Here is a 17,087-nt window from a genome sequence, read left to right on the forward strand (position 1 = left end):
GCTAAGAAAGTAGTTAAAAAAGTTAAAACAGTTGCCAAGAAAGTAGTTAGCACTGCTAAGAAAGTAGTTAAAAAAGTTAAAACAGTTGCCAAGAAAGCAGTTAACACTGCCAAGAAAGTAGCTACAAAGGTTAAAACAGCTGCCAAGAAAACTGTTACCACAGTAAAAAAGACAATCCAAAAAGTAGTTAACAAAGCTAAAACAGTTGCCAAGAAAGCTGTTAACACTGTTAAAAAAGCAGCATCTTCAGCTGTAAACTGGGTTAAGAGTAAGATTCGATGGCCATGGTAGTGAGGTGGTTTAATATGGGATTATTTAGTGCAGAACCAACTGATGAAGTTGCAGAAAAAGTATTAAAAGAATTTGATGATGTTGAAGGGTTAAAAGAAGTTGTGGATGAGATATTAGTGTTGCAAGAGAATGAAATTTATGAAAAACTTGTTCATATGGATAATCCTATTGATTTTAGTGTTGATAAAAGTTATAGTGCTAAAAATAATGATTATTCTGATTTAGCAATTTTCGCTGCCAAATATCTAAGCAAATTTCCATTACGATTACCATTAACACCATTGATAAATATCAAGGATTTTTGGGTGATTTACACTTTCATTGGTGACCTCTACAGTATCAGAACTGGTCGAAAAATCTACCAGGAAGACTTATACAAGGTAGAACAAGGAAACATGGCCACACGGATAGTGTTATTATTGGAAAATTTCGATTCAAACCAAAAAACACCCCAACCCACAGCTGAATTCTTTAAAAAACTTGGGAAGGTTAAATGGCAGGATAAAAAAGCTAAAAAATTATTTAATGGTGTTCGTGAGATTTTTTTCATGTTAGTATTCAATAAATGGAAAGGTGCTGATGGCAAGGCAATAACGTTTAGAGCAACTGAAAAGGCTTTTATTTTGCTTTTGTCTGGTTGCAGTGCTGTTATTAAAGGGAGAGATAAGATCAACACTTTTGATGTTATCAGAGCCAATAAGACTTATTTGAAGTTGATTAATACTGATATTAGTAGGTTGATGTGATTGTTATGAATTGGAGGAAAGTTATTGCAGGAATTTAACTTTTATTGGAGTAATTGTTTTGATTGGGATTGTTGTTCAAAATTACTGGCCCGGGTTTTCGCCAAGCGAGCATCCTATTGAAAGATTGTTTATCCTGTTTGTTAGTGGAGTAATAGCTTTAACAGTTTATAACCTGATAAAAGGTGAAGAGCCAGAAGTTGAAGTTAAGGAAAAACAGGGAATTACAAGTAAAGAGATTTCTGAAAAGCTTGCTGAGATGAGAAATAAGGGAAATTAATCCTGATTAATTTGAGTCCTAAAGCCTGGATTGAGACTATTACGGGTAGGCTTTCTAAGTCTTCCTGGATTCGGCGTAAGGGTTTACAACTTAAAATTGAAGTTTATGATAAATTTAAATTATGGGGTAAAATAACTTCAAAAGATATTAAAAACATTATCGGTGGAGGTGTTAATACACTGTGGAAAGGTGCAAAAGGCGGGATTGATTCACTGTTAGATGTTTTCTCCAAAATGACTCCTCAAGCAGTTAAAAAATGGGTGCATACTTCTCCATGGAGGATGAGAACTTTTGGCTGGCTTAAAAACTTAACCAGTAAAAAGGTTTATAAAGATATTCATGGTGTTTTAAGTCCGTTTATTAAAAGAAATTTAGCGCTTCGTGGTGTGTATGATGCAGCTCGAAAAGTTGATGAAACAGTTAAAAAAATTCCTGAAATAACAAAAAAAGCAGTGAATACAGCTAAAAGAATAACCAGAACAGCTAAAAAAACAGTTAACAAAGCTGTAAATAAAGTTGTTACCACTGCTAAGAGAGTAGTTAACAAAGCAGTTAACACCGTGAAAAAAACTGCCAAGAAAGCTGTTACCACTGCTAAGAAAGTAGTTACCAAAGCTAAAACAGCTGCCAAGAAAGCAGTGAATACAGCTAAAAAAACAGCTAAAAAAGCTGTTAAAAGAGTAACCAAGACAGCTAAAACAGTTGCCAAGAAAGCTGTTAATACAGTAAAAAGGACAGTTAAAAAAGTAGTTAATAAAGCTAAAACAGCTGGCAAGAAAGTTGTTAATACAGCTAAAAATACAGGGAAACAGATTTATAATGGTGCAAAAAAGGCGTGGAATGGATTCAAAAAATGGATAGGGTGGAAGTAATGAAATGGATCTATTGGGATATTGATGAGGAAAAAGAGAGAAACAAAAAAAATGCAGAGAAAATATTAAGAAGCTTCCCTGATGTGGAAGGGTTAAAAGAAGTTCTTGATGATGTGCAGTCTTTAATGGATTCAGAAATCTATGAAAAAGTTTATGAGGCTAGTAATTTGGAGGAGGAGATTGGTAATTTTTCACCACCTTCCACAGAATATTTGCTGGAGCGTTACAGACAGGATAGATACGCTACTAATGTTTTGAAGGATCCCCCACTTTATTCACCTTCTTTATTTACAGACACTATTATTTCTACGCATTATCTTGCTATCACAGGTATTATGGGGTTTGTCAATTATGCTTACAAACAACGCAAACTATCATCTGGAGACTTGGACAAACAACACTCAATATTAGAGAGTTTAATGTCTCTTTTAGATGATTTTGACAAACCTAAAGATTACCCGGCACCTGATGAAGAATTCTACCAGAAATTAAAAAAGATCAAATGGGATAAACAAGGCAAAAAACTCCATAAAAAAATATATGATATACTGTACCACCTTAATGATGTTAGATGGGGAGACGCAAGCACCTTTAGTAATTGTGAGAATTATGCTTTAACCTTTCTTGCAGCCTGCAATGCTGTGAATCAAAATAGGAGTAAAATATCACCAGAAGACGTGATCGTGGCTAATAAAACCTATTTAAAACTTTTAAATACTGATATTACTAAATTAGAGGTGTTATAATGAATTGGAGAAAAGTTATTGCAATATTAACGGCGATTGCTGCTTTCCCTGCGGCGGGTTCTTTGGTAGTTATGGCAGCTATTAACTTTTTAGGTATAGGTCCTCCTTTCACAATACCTTTATTTTGGTTTACAGGATTTATAGCTGCTTCTTTTGTGTATAACCTGATAAAAGGGGAAGAACCTGAAATTAAGGAAAAACAGGGAATTACAAGTAAAGAGATTTCTGAAAAGCTTGCTGAAATGAGAAATAAGGGAAATTAAATTTACTGGATTTATTGATCTGGGTGTTAGAGCATTAGATTCTAATCAAAACAATGCTGTAAATCAGGGTAATAATCCAGATCAGATAATTCTGCATTCAGTCCATCTGGTAAAACATCTTCAGAGATTATTAATCATTATCTTGGAAATCAAATGCCTTCAGCTCTTAAAGATAATTCTTTCCTTGTTGATTTGATGGGCGGTGCTTTGGGTTTAAATCCTTTATTCAGCACAATACCTGGAAATTCTTTCTCAATACAGTCTTATACCCAAGGCAAGTCTGGAAAAGCAGCTAAAAAAAGTCCGGTTGACTGGCAATACTGGGGACTACTTCAACTATAACTTTTAGAGAGTTTCTATTTACCTGCTTTTTTTATGTTGTTTAGGTAAGTATTTTTCTTTTGACTGGTCTCTTAGTTATTTTTTGATATAGGGCCCTATTTGAGCTTATTTTTAGAATCTTGGATTGTAAGATAGCCTCAAATAAACTATTTGGAATCTATTCCACCTTTTATGAGTTTTTCTCTTACTTTTTTATAGAATTCTTTGGTTAATCTTACAAAATAAGCATTTTCTTTTGATTTCTGGAATATTACCCTTTCCATGTAGTTTATTTCTTCTTCGTACTGTCCGTCAATTACTGCAACAGCTTTTTTACCTTCCCTGAGCAATCTAACCTGGATTATACTTTCTCCAGAAACCACTGTAGGGCGTGATCCAAGTTTAAATGGACAGATAGGAACTATTATAAATGCATCTACTCGAGGATCAACTATAGGACCTCCTGCAGACATGGAATAAGCAGTGGAACCACTTGGAGTTGCAACAATAAGTCCATCAGCTCTCAGTTCTTCAACCACCTCATCATCTACTTTAACTTCTATGTGGAGCATTTTAGCAGGCTTTCTTGTCAGTATAACCACTTCATTTAAAGCAGGAGCTAAATCTCTGTTGTGCCATACTTTAAGACGTGTACGTTCTTCAACAAAATAATTTCCAGCTAATACTTCTTTTAAAGCATGAAAAGTCTCTTCAGGGTTAATTTCTGTTAAAAAACCAACTGTCCCCATGTTTATTCCAAATACAGGTATTTTTTTATCGCTAAGAAGACTCTGTGTTCTTAGAATTGTTCCATCACCCCCAATGGCAATGATAATGTCTGCATCCATTTCATCAATATCACAGCTTAAGTTGTGGTGTCTGCGAATTTCACTAACTATTAGAGGATCTAAAAGCACCTCTATATTTTCCTTAATTAAAAAATCAGCAATTTCTTCAGCAAGCTCCACCCCCCTGTGGATATCATGACGCGTTACAATACCTATACGCATTAAAAACCCCCTATAACATTAATAATATCCTTATGGATCTTTAAATTACCTGATGCAATTACAGAAGTTCTTTCTTTAACATTCAATTTGTTATTAAGGTCTTTTCCATTTTCATCAGTTATTATGCCTCCAGATTCTTCAATTATAAGTTTTGCAGCTGCTATATCAATAATTCGTACATTTCCCCTAATATCTAAAAATGCATCGTATGTTCCATCGGCAACATAGCATAATTCAATGGCTACAGAACCTAAAAGTCTTATACGTCTTACAATATTGCTTAGTTTACTTATCCTGTTATCTCCCCGAATATATGCACCAATTGATGAATCTGCTAAATTGTCCTGAATAGATGAACTCACATATCTATCATTTAAATACACTCCATTGTCTTTAAAAGCTTCATAGAGGTTGCAGTTTGCAAGATTTTTAACAAAGCCCATTTCAATATCTGCTAAAGTGAGTTCTTCAAGCGGTTTAATGGAAGCATCAGCAATCGCAATGGAAATACCATAAACTGGTATGTTTTTAAGTGCGTTTACGGTCCCATCAAGGGGGTCAATTACAAAAATAACTTCAGAAGGCATATTTCCGATTTTAATTTCACCTATTTCTTCGCTAATAAGAGTAATAGACTTTCCAGTACTTTTTAAGATTTCTATTACTTTTTCTTCAGCCACTTCATCGATCAATTTTGTTGGAGTGCCGTCAGCACCCATTTTAACTATTTCTCCTGACGTTTTCCTCCCAACAAGTGGAGAAATAGCATCTTCTACTTCATGAATTATTTTGTGTGAAATTTCTCTCCAGAACTTAATGTCTTCTTTTTTCATCATGTTACCCCAGATAAACAATTGCAGCCACTACAGAACCCTGATTCTCCACAACATGGGTTTTTTTTTCTATAATCATTTCCTTAATTTCCATATTTCTTACTTTCATCATTTCCTTTACCATGAATACTGCACGATTTTTCACTTCCTCTGGATCTTTATTTACATCAGAATGTTCAATTACACAGCCAAAATCATATGATATAGCCACTGCAATTACTGCAGTGAGTACATCTCCTTTTTTTTCAGAATGAGCATGGGCCATGACGCAGTTTATCATGGATCCTGGTTTTAAAAAAGGCAGTTTCACAAATTCTGAATCTGCAGGAATTATACTGCTTACTTTAATCAGGTTCACATCTCCGATTCCTGCATCTAATAAGGCATTGTCAAATGCATTGAGCTTACTTGGACCTTCTGATTTTCCGGAAGTTATTGCTATTTTCATGTTATCACTCAATATTTAAATATAGAAAGAGATAAACCTTAAATCTACAAGAAAATTTAAAGCGTTTATGACTATATTAACATTAGTTTGTATAAACTTTTATAGGATATATAGCATATATATGTAAAGATATCTTTAGACTTTTCTAAATTAAAGAGCTTTGTTTAAGGTTAAAGACTGTTAAATACATTTAATATATTTTTATATTTTGGAGGTAAATATTATGTCAAAGAAGGTTGTAGAAGTAAAAACCTTAAAAGTAGGTAAATATGTCATATTGGATGGAGAAGCATCAAAAATTTCAAGTATCCAGACATCATCACCAGGAAAACACGGTGCAGCAAAGGCCAGAGTTGAAGCTATTGGAATATTCGACGGCCAGAAAAGGAGCTTTGTTAAACCAGTGGATTCAAAGTGCGATGTCCCTATAATCGATAAAAGAGTAGCTCAGGTCCTTGCTTTGATGGGAAACCAGGTTCAACTAATGGATCTTGAAAGTTATGAGACATTTGAACTGCCCATACCAGAAGAACTTAAAGACAGGATAACTGAAGGAGTAGAAGTTGACTACATTGAAGCTATGGGTAAACAAAAGATTATGAGAATCAAATAATTGAATTACTGTAATAAAATGCTTTTTTATACCCAGAACTCCTTAAAATTTGCTTTTTCTAAGGAATTAGATGAACTTGACCTATCAGATAACTCTAAAAAATTGGGCATAATTGGAGTTCCCTTTGATAGTACTTCTACCTACAGGACTGGAGCCAGATCTGGCCCAGCAGCTGTTCGTGAAGCATCATATAATTTTGAAAGATATAACATGGTTCTGGATAAAAATCTGGATGTCGATATTTTTGATTTTGGTGACGTTGAAGTTATACATGGTAATTTTGAAAAAACCAGTGCAAATATAGAATTTACAGTATCCGAACTTCGACAAATGAATATTACTCCTGTAGTTATTGGAGGAGAGCACACAGTAAGTTATGGTGTATTAAAAGCACTGGACGCGGAAAATACTACATTTATTCATTTTGATGCCCATATGGATTTAAAAGATGAATACATGGGTGAAAAGTATTCTCATGCTACTGCAGTACGTCGAATATTTGGTTTAAATCCAGAAAAAATTATTCAGATTGGATTAAGGTCATGCTCAGAAGATGAACTCCTATTTGCACGTGAAAATCAAATAACTTTTTTCACATCTTATGAAGTAAATGAAGACCTTGAAAAGGTTAAAAAAGTATTAAACAACATTAATGGGCCTGTATACGTAAGCTTAGATATTGACGTGCTTGATCCAGCATATGCACCAAATGTTAGTACTCCTTCGCCATGTGGGCTGAATCCCTTTCAGCTTGAAAGCTTGATTCATTCATTAAAAGGAAAAAATGTAGCCGGGTTTGATCTGGTGGAAGTTTCTTCCACTGGATTTGGCGATATAACATCCATTAATGGTTCAAAGGCAATATATGACTTTTTATCTGGCCAATAGAGTGAACTACCCCACGCTTTGCATGGGCCTTTCGAAATCTATGATTTTGAAAGCCCACAAACACGTGTGCACTGGACTGGCAAATTTTAGAGCAAGCCTGTTGATTTTAGTAGTAAAATAATAAATATGACTGTCATGAATATGGCATCAAAAATTAAAATGAATCCTGACATATCCACATCATCAGATCTCAAAGCATGCTTACATAACTTTAAAAATTTCATTTTACTTGCCTCCTTAAATAAAAAAAGGGGATAGTCCCAGCTAATATATTTCTGGTTGATGCCAGTGAATCATCCTGTTAAACTGGTCAAAAGGTTTCGGAAGCTTTGACCACCAGGTATAAACTTCTTAAAGTTAACGCCTATTATCTTTTTTCATTTAATGATTTACATTATTTCTGCTGACAGTTGCATGCTGGCTGGTGCTGGTACGCTGGCTGATAATTGCTGTCCCTTGATAATCTCCATTTCTTCGCTTGTCAAAGCTGTGCAGCCCGTACCAGGCCATACATACTTGTCCCTGATGTGTCTGTGCCAGCGAGGACCTTGAGTTCTTCTTCTGTACTGTTTATACCCATGTTCTGCAGCACTGTTGCAAGCGCTGCAGGTCCGCAACTGAAATCAGTGCTCTGCATTACAATTCCACTGGTGTCTTTTTGTGGAATTGTTTCATTTTCTGCTATTATTGTATCATTCTCTGGATTAAATTAATTAATTCTGTAATGCATCAGCGTAATATAAACTCTAAAATAATAGTTGCTAATACAATTATACCTACAATTATACCCATATACCTCATATACCTAATAATTATCTTCCACAGTGCTTTTTTTTCAGATTTTTCTGTTACCTGTTTAATGTCAACTAAATAAATTATTACCGCAGACAAGATAAAAAGCAGTAGTATGCCAAAATCTATTTTTGTTGGCTGTATAACTAATATTCGATATATCTGAGAAAGACTAACTATTATAAACATTCCGATGAGAATGTAACTGATGATAACATCTTCTTGCTTTTTATTTTTTAAATCCTTTTCTGTCAATCTAACACCTCCTTCTATAAATTAAATTATAAATCCCCACCAGCGCCGAACTACTCTATTTACTCTACTTTTCCTCGTATAGTCTGCAATGTTTCACGGGTCAGGATTTGACTGTTTTCTGATTGTACACTAACTGCAGCTGTTATGTTTGTTGAAGTTTCATTTTCTCTATATATAGGTTTGAACATTTTCCAGTTCATTTATGCTATTCAATAAAAAATCAAGTGATTTTGCAAGTATTAGAAATATAATTGTAAAGACAATTCCTACAATTAATCCCTTTCTAATAGAATCTTTTAAGGGCTGATTGTACACATGATACCCAAAAAGGCAATTTAATAAAAACGTTGCAATTCCCAATGCAGTACCTATAATAATTAATTGATAATCAGCTTGATTGAAAGCAGTTAGCCCAGCTGTAAGGAAAGCTCCCATATATAATCCATTTTCAGCAGACTCTTTCAGGGGTCGCTTGTTTACATAATATTCAATGGCGATCCAGCCTAAAGATGACCCAACAAACCTGATAATAATAATTTCCAGCATAAATATCCTCCATAAAAAGTGTTGCAGGGTTTATCCTGCAGATACTTCCACTCTACAACCATCTAAATTTGGGGGGCTAAAAATTATAATACAGTTTTTTTGAATTAGATTTTTTCTATGTATCCTGCACGAATACCTGGTAAATATTTGTTTGCCAATTCTTGTGATGATTGAGTTCCTACAGGAAATTCATATTCTCCATATACTGTTATCATGTTGCCTTCTTTGAAGGGGATGGTTGCTGAGTAACTGACAAGAATATGATAGTATGGTGAGAGTTCTGGAACTTTAAGTTCAATGTATGTTCTTGTTTTGTCAAATTGTATATATTCTTCTTTTTTTTGTATTTGGCCTTTTACTTTGACTTTTTGTCCGTTTAGAGCTTTAAAATCTTTAGATAATTCAGATAGGTTAATTTCGGTGCAGGAATTTTTATATGATGAAATACTGGCTTCTCCTGTAAGAGCAGGTACATAAAAATCACTTTCCTTACCTTCAAAAGTAAAAGGTATTCCCAATATTAATACATAAGCAAAAGCAGCTACTATTATAATTAGTATCACTGTCAAAACTTTACTCAATTCCCTCATTACAAAACCTCCAGTAAAAATAATGATTATTTTCACTTCTTTTCTATGTATGCTGCACGAATAACTGGTAAATGTTTATTTGCTATCTCTGGTGGTGCATCAGTTCTTCCAGGGTAATGGTATTTTCCATAAACCGTTATCATATCGCCCTGTGTAAATGTAAGTGTCCCAGAGTAATTGACAAAAATGTAAGGGTCAGGTGAAAGTCCTGGGATTTTAAGTACTATAGATGTTCTTGCTTTGTCAAATTGTACATACTCTTTTTTTTCTATTATTTCGCCCGTTACTTTTACATTTTTATCAATTAAGGAATAAGGATCTTTTGATACTTGTGATAAGTTAAGTTCAGTGCATGAATTTTTATATGCTAAAATATTGGCTTCTCCTGTAACAGCGGGTACATAAAAATCACTTTCCTTACCTTCAAAAGACAGCCCAAAAATTTGAATATAACCTATAAAACCTACTGCCGCTATTATTAGTAGTACTACTGAAATTCTTATTTTTTTATTCATTTTATCACCATCTTTAATTTAAAAAGTTAAAAAAAGATATAAACTGCTGTTATTTAAGTTTATAACTCTTCAACTAAAGGTATCCGATGTTAGTAAGTAAATTACTATACATTCTCCTGCTAATCAATAATATGGTCAAGGAGGAGTAAAACGAGAAGCAGCAGTCCATGGTAATGTTTCTACAAGTCTCCATACTTTGTGCCATCCATATACCTTACGATACCATCCCCACCTCCGATGCCAACCTTTAACCCATACAAAGCTTATCCTATCCGAGTGAGTAATGCCATGGGGCGGAATTACCATGCAGTACCAACCATAGACCCACTCATACCAACTATAAAACCATCCCTTTACCCATACTTGTACCCATGCTCCTTGTCCCCTAATACTCTGCATCTCTCCAGTTGTCAAAGTTTGACTGTTTTCTGGTTGTATACTACCTGTATCTGTTAAATTTTCTGTACTGTTATTAGCCTGTTCTGCTGTTTGATTAACTTGCATGTTGGGATCAGTTATAACCAGAGCATTGCCTGTGAAAATTGCACTGAATTTTTCTCTGGTCATTTCAATGTTTCCAAGGCTTGGATCAGCAAGGTAAACGCTTTCATTGCTTATTTTTCTGATTACACTGTAATGGCCTTCACCATCAATTGTCACATGAACTATCATGTTAGGTCTAAGATCTTCAACTGATAATCTCATACCAGTTGCATTTACGCCTTTTGATTGTGCCGTACGTACCAGGCCATACATACTTGTCCCTAATTTATCTGTGCCACTTAGAACCATGAGTTTCTGTTCTGTTACGTTGATTCCCATATTATTTAGAACTGTGGCAAATGCTGCGGGTTCATTTTAATTATATTTTCCATCAGGATGTTTTGAAGTTTTATTTTCTCTGTCTGTGCTTTGGGAACATTTTTCGTTCATTTAAATAACAGATCTAATAAAAAATCAATTATTGGAGGCAGAATTACAGTAGCCATAATCCCCATATATAATCCAAATATAACAGACCTTTTTAAAGACATCTTTTCCACAAAATAGCCAAATAAAAGAAAACCTAAGGCCCACATAACAAATTCGGTGATAAATTCCTGCATAATGTCCTCTCTGAAAAAATGTATCTTTGAAAACCAAATGTTTTCAAAGCCCGAAAATCCATGATTTTCGACGGTTCTGTAAAATCTTCGATTTTACGAACCCAGAAAAATTGAGAATTTTTCGGCGGCTGCAGGGTTTATCCTGCAGATACTTCATCTCTACAACTATTTATCCAATGTTGTCTGTATCCATTTCTCCAGCTGTTAAATTCTGTGCACTGCTATTAGCCTGTTCTGCTGTTTGATTAAGGGGACCGCTTATCAATAGTGCGTTCCCCGTATAGATTTCATTGAATTTTTCCCGGGTCATTTCAATGTTTCCAAGGCTTGGATCTGCAAGGTAAACGCTTGTATCTGTTACTTCCCGTACAACACTGTAATGGCCTTCGCCATCCAGTATAATGTGCACGATGTTGTTAGGTTTAAGATCATTAACTGATAATTTCATACCAGTTGCACTTAAACCTTTTGCTTTCGCTGCTTCTGATAATCCGTGCATTGTTGTCCCTGATGTATCTGTGCCAGCGAGGACCTTAAGTTCCCCTTCTGTTGCGTTGATTCCCATGTTCTGCAGCACTGTTGCAAGCGCTGCCGGTCCACAACTGAAATCAGTGCTCTGCATTACAATTCCAGTGGTATCTATTTGTGGAATTGTAGCAGTAACATTTTCTGCACCTGTAGTATCGTTTTCTGAAACCACAGAATCTAAACCCTCATCTAAAAGCTGCGCATCTGCACCTGTAGCCTCTGCTGGTACAGGATCATCGCTCATTGTAGTATTTGTACTTGACACATTCGCAGTCAACGTTTCATTTTCTGCTCCCGTTGCCTGCCTACTTTCAACTGCTTCTACTAATTCAGATGCAGATGCAACATCTGCACCCTTTCCTTTAACTGCCATTGTATCGGCAGTTTCACCATACTGTGTAGCAATTGCTGGTGCCACTCCAATAATGAGTGCCACAAGCAGAACTGCTACCAATTTATACATTATTCATGCCTCCTTTATATTCACAATTCTCTGTCTGTAAAATAACTTCCTGTTATCTTACAATTTTTTGGTCTGTAAAATCATGTCATATAAAGGTTGTGGTTTTAACGCTGTATAAAAACGCAAAATTTGTTCTAACAGAACAATTTTGTCCTAACAGGACAATATTGTTCTAAGAGAACCTAAAAATTTAACACCCACAACACAAATGTTTAAATAGTTTAAATTACATACCAGAAGGTTTAGTTTAAAATTTGTTCATTTCTTCTTCAACCTTTCCATGAAATACAAGGAGGTACCATAGATATTTCACCAAAAAAGATAATCCTTGACTTTCAAAAGCTTCGCTTTTGATTGCCCGAAAATCCCACAAAATCCCACAAAATCTTCGATTTTGGGGCCTTCGAAAATCAAAGATTTTCGATGTTTACGGAGCATAGCTCCGTAACCGTAAAAAATCAGAGATTTTTTACATGCCCCGGAAATTCTACGAATTTCCGAGGGCCACAAACACTTTGTGTTCGTGGGCTTTGATTTTCGACGGCTTTCAAAAACTTCGTTTTTGATTGCCCGAAAATCCCTCAAAATCTTCGATTTTGGGGCCACAAACACTACGTGTTTGTTGGCTCTGATTTTCGACGGCTTCAATAGACTCACACACTTCATTAGAGATATATTAATAGCACGAACATCCAATCTGGTAGAAGATTACTACAGACAAACCGACCCAAATCAAATCAAGAAAATATACAAAACTGCACAGGGAATACTCAGCTACCTAATCCATAAAATGAAAAAATGGATACGAAAACACGGGGAATACATCAAACCCTAATAACTTTACAGATCCATTTTAGATTTAAATTTATATGGAATGATTTTAATAATTATTATATCAAATTACATGTTAGAATACTTTTAAAAAGAATTTTTAAACAATAGGGATCCTTCAATTGATGTGAAGTTTTGGAATAAGTTTTCCAAACGTTCGTATATTTATTATTGATTTAACTGGAGCTATTTTATGGATACAAGAGAAATTAAACTTTCAGGACATATAATTGATTCTCTAACTCTCCCAAAAACCCTTGATCTTATAATGGACATGGGCGGTGACTTCGAAATCCTTGATATTCATGTGGGTAAACTTAAAAAAGATGCAAGCCATGCAAGGATTAAAGTTACAGGAACTGATGAGATCCATTTAGGTGAAATACTGGATGAATTAAGTGAGATAGGAGCAGTAATTGTAGAAATAAAGGAAATTGAACTTCTAAGATCTGAAAAAGATAAAACACTCCCTGAAGATTTCTATTCAACCACAAACCATCCAACTTTTGTAAGATATGGAGGGGAATGGATAGAAGTTGAAGGTATAGAAATGGACTGCATGATTGTAATTGACTTAGAAAGTAGAAGAGCTCTATGTAAACCTATTGGTAAAATAAAAGAAGGAGATTTAATAGTTGTTGGAAGGGAAGGAATTAAAGTCGTCCCTCCAGAAAGACCAAGAGGAAAAAAAGGTGTTTTTGAATTTATGTCCAGCGAAGCCTCTTCAGAAAAACCGGTGAGGTCAATAATAAAAAAAATAGCCTCTGAAATCAGAGAAATTAAAGAAAAAAGAGGTAAAATAGCTATTGTAGCGGGACCGGCAATAATACACACTGGATCAGCTCCATTACTTGCAAAAATGATTAGAGAGGGAATTATCGATGTTTTATTTGCTGGAAATGCCCTGGCAACTCACGATATTGAAAATGCACTCTATGGGACATCACTTGGAGTATGCACCGGAAGTGGTGAAGCAGTTGTTCGGGGACATAGGCACCATATTTATGCGATTAACGAAATAAACAAGGCAGGTTCAATAAAAGAAGCTGTTGAAAATGGGATTCTAAATAGTGGAATAATGTATGAGTGTGTGAAAAATAACGTACCTTTTGTTCTTGCAGGTTCAATAAGAGATGATGGACCTCTTCCAGATGTTATAACAGATGTAATGGATGCACAGGAAGAAATGCGCAAATATGCACAGAATGTTGACATGGTGATCATGATTGCAACAATGCTCCATTCTATAGCTACGGGAAATATGTTACCTTCCTATGTGAAAAGCATATGCGTGGATATAAATCCTGCAACAGTCACAAAACTTGCTGATAGGGGCAGTGCCCAGGTTGTTGGTATAGTTACTGATGTTGGAGCATTTTTACCTGTACTTTATGAAAATTTAGAAGGATTAGAGTGCATTAAAGAATAAGAACTTTTGACTTAAATAGATTGCAGGGACTGTAAAGTAATGGGTGTTGAACGCATGTTGTGATTTCAACCTAATATTCTTTCTTTCATTAATTAATATCAGCATCAAGTAACTTTAAAACCCACTTTAGCTCATTATTTTAAATCTCACTATTGTGCTATTACTCTCTTCATCATGTTCTTGTTCTATATATGATGCTTTCTGATTCTTGATATAATTGATTAAATGACAATATATAATACCTGGAGCAAAAATAACAGGTAGATTTTCTTTATGTAACTCCACGATACCTTCACACAATGTAGGATTTACTATCTTTAAAACCCCCTCTCCATCATTTTCAGAATAGATCAAATTATCGCAAACCTCCAAATCTTCAATGAATGCTCTTTTTACTGATTCTTCGCTTAAATTATTTTTATCAATCATGTTTTGAGAATGAAGATAATCCACAATATATTTAGCCACCAGTCTAGAAAGCACCCGTGAATTTTCTCCAAACAATTGAAATACCGCCTTATTCATTAAATATACCATTGTATTGTATATTGGCACTCCTGATTTCATTATATAACCTCCATATCTGCCATACATTTTATTATTTGGAAAGATAATAGGTGTTGAATGCATGTTGTGATTTCAACCTTAAATTTCAACCTTAATATTCCTTCTTTCATTGAATAGGGACATATTTGATTAAAAAATTTTCAATAAAAAATATCAACCCAATAATTTACAACCCCGATTGCATTAAAAAATAAGAATTTTAAAAATATGGTTTTAAGCAAAGGTGGTAATGGCAGAAGGAAGTCTAAAACCATATTTTCTTGAATTAAATAGATTAACTCTTAAATTACATGATAACACCTCACTCAAAACTTCCAACAAATATGCTTTCAGCTATTTTCCTGTTCAGGGTGACTCTGCTTTCATCCATCATGAATAAGGGAGATTCACTTGCCCGGATTATGGTGATTTTTTTACCCGGTAAAATGTGAATGGGGATTCTTTCATGCAAATCTTTAACCTCTGAATTGATATAGACAATTCTACCTGATTCGCCTTCTTTTAAATGTGTAAGTGGTAAAACCGATTTTTCAATGATTTCTTTTATTTTCACGCTGCAGTTTTTCACACTGCAGTTACATTGGCTTTCTTTGTTACAGCTACATGCAGGTATTTGTTTGCCATGAGGACACTTTTTAGGGTGATTAAGGAGGCTACATACACATTCTTCAGTATTTCCTTCCATAATGAGCTCCAGATTGTGGGCTGCAGTTTCCATTTCATTTCCAGTTACTCCTAAAGCGTCATAGACCAGTTTTTCAGCCAGCCTGTGTCTTCGTATTATTTTTTTGGATTCTTCCAAACCAAGCCTGGTTAGGAAAACTTTATTTTGATGACAATCAATTAAATTAAGTTTTTTAAGAGATTTAAACAGAGGTTTATCCGCTGTTTCAGCTTTTAAGTACACCTGTTTTTTTTGTTCGAAGTGTTCATACATTTTTTTCAGTATCTCTGCTTCTCTTTCATTTATTTCCATTTTCTAACCTCCAGATATTATCAATTTTTAGGTAAGCCTAAATTCATAGTTAGGTATACTTAAATCTTTTTGGGTATATAAACTTTTCTATTCAGTCTTCAAAAATTCAGATAGACAAAATCAGAAGGTATGGAAAACTAAACTTTAAAAATTTTTGTGCCTATGATTTTGAGAGCACGGATTTTAACCAATTACATCTTTAACAATCCGAATAATTCCTTTTAAAGTGCTATTTTCCAGACACTCTACATCAAGATTCTTAATCTCAAGACATAAAGCAGGGATCATTACTCGCTCGTACAGTGGGCAAACAGTTATTATATTTCTTCCATCAGCTTTTAATTTTTGCCTGAGTAAATAGCCTGTTTTTTTGGGATCATCAGCCTCTAAAGCTACTGTAATACTTCTTTTATCAGGATAAACTATCGATTTAAGCTTTTTTTTTATAAATAAACATGAATTCACGGTTTTTTCTAAGTAATCAGGTGCATTTTTGATTTCCTCACGTATACCTGCACAAATAACATGATCTGCCTTTAAAGACCTTAATATGAACTTTGATTTTTTAAAAATTTCATTATCATCTGTAGAAATGAAACCTCCGCTTCCAACATTGACAGTTTTAGGAGAACCAGTTGAAGCTAAAATAATGGGGGCATGATTTCCATTTGCAAGTCGTTTTTCTTTGTCCCCGATTCCTCCAGAAGCATCTTCCACTAAAGTTACACCATTATTATCGCATACTTTAAATAAATCTTTAACTGGTTGCTCTGCAATATATCCGGCAAAACTTGTGACAAACAAAGCTTCTGGAGAGTGTTTATGAATAAATTCATCTAAAATATCAGTATTAATTATACCAAGCTCTGTAGGTATTTCTACAGTCTCAAGACCGAAAATTTCAGCAGCATCTTTAAATCCTGTCCAGCCTCCCTGATCTGGAATTAAAATTCTGCCTTTGAAAGTACTCATAACTGTTAGAATGGCTGCATTACCACTGCTTACCACTTTTGCATGTTTATGTCCAGTTAAAGCACAGATTTCATTTTCTGCTGATTTTATATAATTCTGCTTATTTTTTAAGTCTGTTTGCATTACTGCCTCACGCATTGCATATATTGATTCTTTTGATTGTTTTTTAAATTTCAATTCCAATTATATCATCCCATAACTAAAAATCA

The 17,087-nt window shown here is 34.5% G+C and carries 23 protein-coding genes and 1 pseudogene; 10 read left to right on the forward strand and 14 right to left on the reverse strand.

What is annotated here, in order from left to right:
• The 7 genes from PQ963_05290 to PQ963_05320 all read left to right on the forward strand — a co-directional run.
• Positions 1-291: hypothetical protein (locus tag PQ963_05290; protein ID MEN4029079.1), on the forward strand; the 291-nt coding region annotated here is incomplete at its 5' end.
• Between the two features lie 14 nt (positions 292-305).
• On the forward strand, positions 306-1,037 hold the full coding sequence (locus tag PQ963_05295; GenBank protein ID MEN4029080.1) for a hypothetical protein: 732 nt from the start codon (positions 306-308) through the stop codon (positions 1,035-1,037).
• 10 nt (positions 1,038-1,047) lie between these two features.
• Positions 1,048-1,314: a hypothetical protein gene (locus PQ963_05300; GenBank protein ID MEN4029081.1), complete on the forward strand. Its 267-nt coding sequence runs from the start codon at positions 1,048-1,050 to the stop codon at positions 1,312-1,314.
• 11 nt (positions 1,315-1,325) lie between these two features.
• Positions 1,326-2,186, forward strand: coding sequence for a hypothetical protein (locus PQ963_05305; GenBank protein ID MEN4029082.1), 861 nt, complete (start codon positions 1,326-1,328; stop codon positions 2,184-2,186).
• Entirely contained in the window at positions 2,186-2,932 is a 747-nt protein-coding gene (locus PQ963_05310) for a hypothetical protein (protein MEN4029083.1), read from the forward strand. The genes PQ963_05305 and PQ963_05310 overlap by 1 nt, the downstream gene beginning before the upstream one ends.
• On the forward strand, positions 2,932-3,195 hold the full coding sequence (locus PQ963_05315) for a hypothetical protein (protein ID MEN4029084.1): 264 nt from the start codon (positions 2,932-2,934) through the stop codon (positions 3,193-3,195). Before PQ963_05310 ends, PQ963_05315 begins: the two co-directional genes overlap by 1 nt.
• A gap of 153 nt (positions 3,196-3,348) precedes the next feature.
• Positions 3,349-3,537, forward strand: coding sequence for a hypothetical protein (locus PQ963_05320; GenBank protein MEN4029085.1), 189 nt, complete (start codon positions 3,349-3,351; stop codon positions 3,535-3,537).
• Positions 3,538-3,683: 146 nt separating this feature from the next.
• Here the strand turns inward: PQ963_05320 and PQ963_05325 are convergent, their stop codons facing one another.
• From PQ963_05325 to PQ963_05335, 3 genes are read right to left on the reverse strand one after another with little or no spacing between them, the layout of a single operon-like run.
• A complete protein-coding gene (locus tag PQ963_05325; protein ID MEN4029086.1) occupies positions 3,684-4,526 on the reverse strand; it encodes an NAD(+) kinase in 843 nt (280 codons plus the stop codon).
• On the reverse strand, positions 4,526-5,359 hold the full coding sequence (locus PQ963_05330) for a bifunctional fructose-bisphosphatase/inositol-phosphate phosphatase (protein MEN4029087.1): 834 nt from the start codon (positions 5,357-5,359) through the stop codon (positions 4,526-4,528). The genes PQ963_05325 and PQ963_05330 overlap by 1 nt, the downstream gene beginning before the upstream one ends.
• Positions 5,360-5,363: 4 nt before the next feature.
• Complete coding sequence (locus PQ963_05335; GenBank protein ID MEN4029088.1) at positions 5,364-5,807, reverse strand: arginine decarboxylase, pyruvoyl-dependent; 444 nt, start codon at positions 5,805-5,807, stop codon at positions 5,364-5,366.
• Between the two features lie 223 nt (positions 5,808-6,030).
• Here PQ963_05335 and PQ963_05340 point away from each other — a divergent pair, with 223 nt between their 5' ends.
• On the forward strand, positions 6,031-6,420 hold the full coding sequence (locus PQ963_05340) for a translation initiation factor IF-5A (GenBank protein MEN4029089.1): 390 nt from the start codon (positions 6,031-6,033) through the stop codon (positions 6,418-6,420).
• Between the two features lie 18 nt (positions 6,421-6,438).
• Positions 6,439-7,308, forward strand: a complete 870-nt coding sequence (gene speB / locus PQ963_05345; GenBank protein ID MEN4029090.1) for an agmatinase — start codon at positions 6,439-6,441, stop codon at positions 7,306-7,308.
• Positions 7,309-7,789: 481 nt separating this feature from the next.
• On the opposite strand, the gene PQ963_05350 is transcribed toward speB, so the two are convergent.
• The 8 genes and pseudogenes from PQ963_05350 to PQ963_05385 all read right to left on the reverse strand — a co-directional run bounded on the left by PQ963_05350 (position 7,790) and on the right by PQ963_05385 (position 12,103).
• A complete protein-coding gene (locus PQ963_05350) occupies positions 7,790-7,945 on the reverse strand; it encodes a cysteine peptidase family C39 domain-containing protein (GenBank protein ID MEN4029091.1) in 156 nt (51 codons plus the stop codon).
• Positions 7,946-8,037: 92 nt separating this feature from the next.
• Positions 8,038-8,355 carry a hypothetical protein gene (locus PQ963_05355; GenBank protein MEN4029092.1) on the reverse strand — a complete coding sequence of 106 codons (318 nt, stop codon included), beginning with the start codon at positions 8,353-8,355 and terminating at the stop codon, positions 8,038-8,040.
• Between the two features lie 168 nt (positions 8,356-8,523).
• Positions 8,524-8,901 carry a hypothetical protein gene (locus PQ963_05360; protein ID MEN4029093.1) on the reverse strand — a complete coding sequence of 126 codons (378 nt, stop codon included), beginning with the start codon at positions 8,899-8,901 and terminating at the stop codon, positions 8,524-8,526.
• Between the two features lie 104 nt (positions 8,902-9,005).
• Entirely contained in the window at positions 9,006-9,527 is a 522-nt protein-coding gene (locus PQ963_05365; GenBank protein ID MEN4029094.1) for a hypothetical protein, read from the reverse strand.
• A complete protein-coding gene (locus PQ963_05370) occupies positions 9,524-10,006 on the reverse strand; it encodes a hypothetical protein (GenBank protein MEN4029095.1) in 483 nt (160 codons plus the stop codon). Before PQ963_05370 ends, PQ963_05365 begins: the two co-directional genes overlap by 4 nt.
• Positions 10,007-10,141: 135 nt before the next feature.
• Positions 10,142-10,843: pseudogene (locus tag PQ963_05375) on the reverse strand (cysteine peptidase family C39 domain-containing protein).
• Between the two features lie 92 nt (positions 10,844-10,935).
• Positions 10,936-11,112 (reverse strand): hypothetical protein, encoded by a 177-nt coding sequence (locus tag PQ963_05380; GenBank protein MEN4029096.1) that lies wholly within the window; start codon positions 11,110-11,112, stop codon positions 10,936-10,938.
• Positions 11,113-11,281: 169 nt separating this feature from the next.
• Positions 11,282-12,103 (reverse strand): C39 family peptidase, encoded by an 822-nt coding sequence (locus PQ963_05385; GenBank protein ID MEN4029097.1) that lies wholly within the window; start codon positions 12,101-12,103, stop codon positions 11,282-11,284.
• 1,024 nt (positions 12,104-13,127) lie between these two features.
• On the opposite strand from PQ963_05385, the gene PQ963_05390 reads away from it, so the two are divergent.
• Complete coding sequence (locus PQ963_05390) at positions 13,128-14,363, forward strand: TIGR00300 family protein (protein MEN4029098.1); 1,236 nt, start codon at positions 13,128-13,130, stop codon at positions 14,361-14,363.
• 126 nt (positions 14,364-14,489) lie between these two features.
• Here PQ963_05390 and PQ963_05395 read toward each other — a convergent pair whose 3' ends face one another.
• The 3 genes from PQ963_05395 to PQ963_05405 form a co-directional block, all read right to left on the reverse strand.
• The gene (locus PQ963_05395; GenBank protein ID MEN4029099.1) at positions 14,490-14,930 is read right to left on the reverse strand and encodes a hypothetical protein; all 441 of its coding nucleotides are present in this window, start codon (positions 14,928-14,930) and stop codon (positions 14,490-14,492) included.
• A gap of 301 nt (positions 14,931-15,231) precedes the next feature.
• Entirely contained in the window at positions 15,232-15,906 is a 675-nt protein-coding gene (locus PQ963_05400; GenBank protein MEN4029100.1) for a metal-dependent transcriptional regulator, read from the reverse strand.
• A 183-nt stretch (positions 15,907-16,089) separates the two neighbouring features.
• A complete protein-coding gene (locus PQ963_05405) occupies positions 16,090-17,061 on the reverse strand; it encodes a DegT/DnrJ/EryC1/StrS family aminotransferase (GenBank protein ID MEN4029101.1) in 972 nt (323 codons plus the stop codon).
• Between the last annotated feature and the right edge of the window lie 26 nt (positions 17,062-17,087).

The sequence above is a fragment of the Methanobacterium sp. genome, assembly GCA_039666455.1.
Classification (GTDB): domain Archaea; phylum Methanobacteriota; class Methanobacteria; order Methanobacteriales; family Methanobacteriaceae; genus Methanobacterium_D.

Excerpts from the sequence above, each read along its gene's own strand:
- PQ963_05295 (MEN4029080.1), top strand. The coding sequence starts at position 306 with ATGGGATTATTTAGTGCAGAACCAACTGATGAAGTTGCAGAAAAAGTA.
- PQ963_05310 (MEN4029083.1), top strand. The coding sequence starts at position 2,186 with ATGAAATGGATCTATTGGGATATTGATGAGGAAAAAGAGAGAAACAAA.
- PQ963_05315 (MEN4029084.1), top strand. The coding sequence starts at position 2,932 with ATGAATTGGAGAAAAGTTATTGCAATATTAACGGCGATTGCTGCTTTC.
- PQ963_05320 (MEN4029085.1), top strand. The coding sequence starts at position 3,349 with ATGCCTTCAGCTCTTAAAGATAATTCTTTCCTTGTTGATTTGATGGGC.
- PQ963_05325 (MEN4029086.1), bottom strand. The coding sequence starts at position 4,526 with ATGCGTATAGGTATTGTAACGCGTCATGATATCCACAGGGGGGTGGAG.
- PQ963_05330 (MEN4029087.1), bottom strand. The coding sequence starts at position 5,359 with ATGAAAAAAGAAGACATTAAGTTCTGGAGAGAAATTTCACACAAAATA.
- PQ963_05335 (MEN4029088.1), bottom strand. The coding sequence starts at position 5,807 with ATGAAAATAGCAATAACTTCCGGAAAATCAGAAGGTCCAAGTAAGCTC.
- PQ963_05340 (MEN4029089.1), top strand. The coding sequence starts at position 6,031 with ATGTCAAAGAAGGTTGTAGAAGTAAAAACCTTAAAAGTAGGTAAATAT.
- speB (MEN4029090.1), top strand. The coding sequence starts at position 6,439 with ATGCTTTTTTATACCCAGAACTCCTTAAAATTTGCTTTTTCTAAGGAA.
- PQ963_05350 (MEN4029091.1), bottom strand. The coding sequence starts at position 7,945 with ATGCAGAGCACTGATTTCAGTTGCGGACCTGCAGCGCTTGCAACAGTG.
- PQ963_05360 (MEN4029093.1), bottom strand. The coding sequence starts at position 8,901 with ATGCTGGAAATTATTATTATCAGGTTTGTTGGGTCATCTTTAGGCTGG.
- PQ963_05370 (MEN4029095.1), bottom strand. The coding sequence starts at position 10,006 with ATGAATAAAAAAATAAGAATTTCAGTAGTACTACTAATAATAGCGGCA.
- PQ963_05380 (MEN4029096.1), bottom strand. The coding sequence starts at position 11,112 with ATGCAGGAATTTATCACCGAATTTGTTATGTGGGCCTTAGGTTTTCTT.
- PQ963_05385 (MEN4029097.1), bottom strand. The coding sequence starts at position 12,103 with ATGTATAAATTGGTAGCAGTTCTGCTTGTGGCACTCATTATTGGAGTG.
- PQ963_05390 (MEN4029098.1), top strand. The coding sequence starts at position 13,128 with ATGGATACAAGAGAAATTAAACTTTCAGGACATATAATTGATTCTCTA.
- PQ963_05395 (MEN4029099.1), bottom strand. The coding sequence starts at position 14,930 with ATGAAATCAGGAGTGCCAATATACAATACAATGGTATATTTAATGAAT.
- PQ963_05400 (MEN4029100.1), bottom strand. The coding sequence starts at position 15,906 with ATGGAAATAAATGAAAGAGAAGCAGAGATACTGAAAAAAATGTATGAA.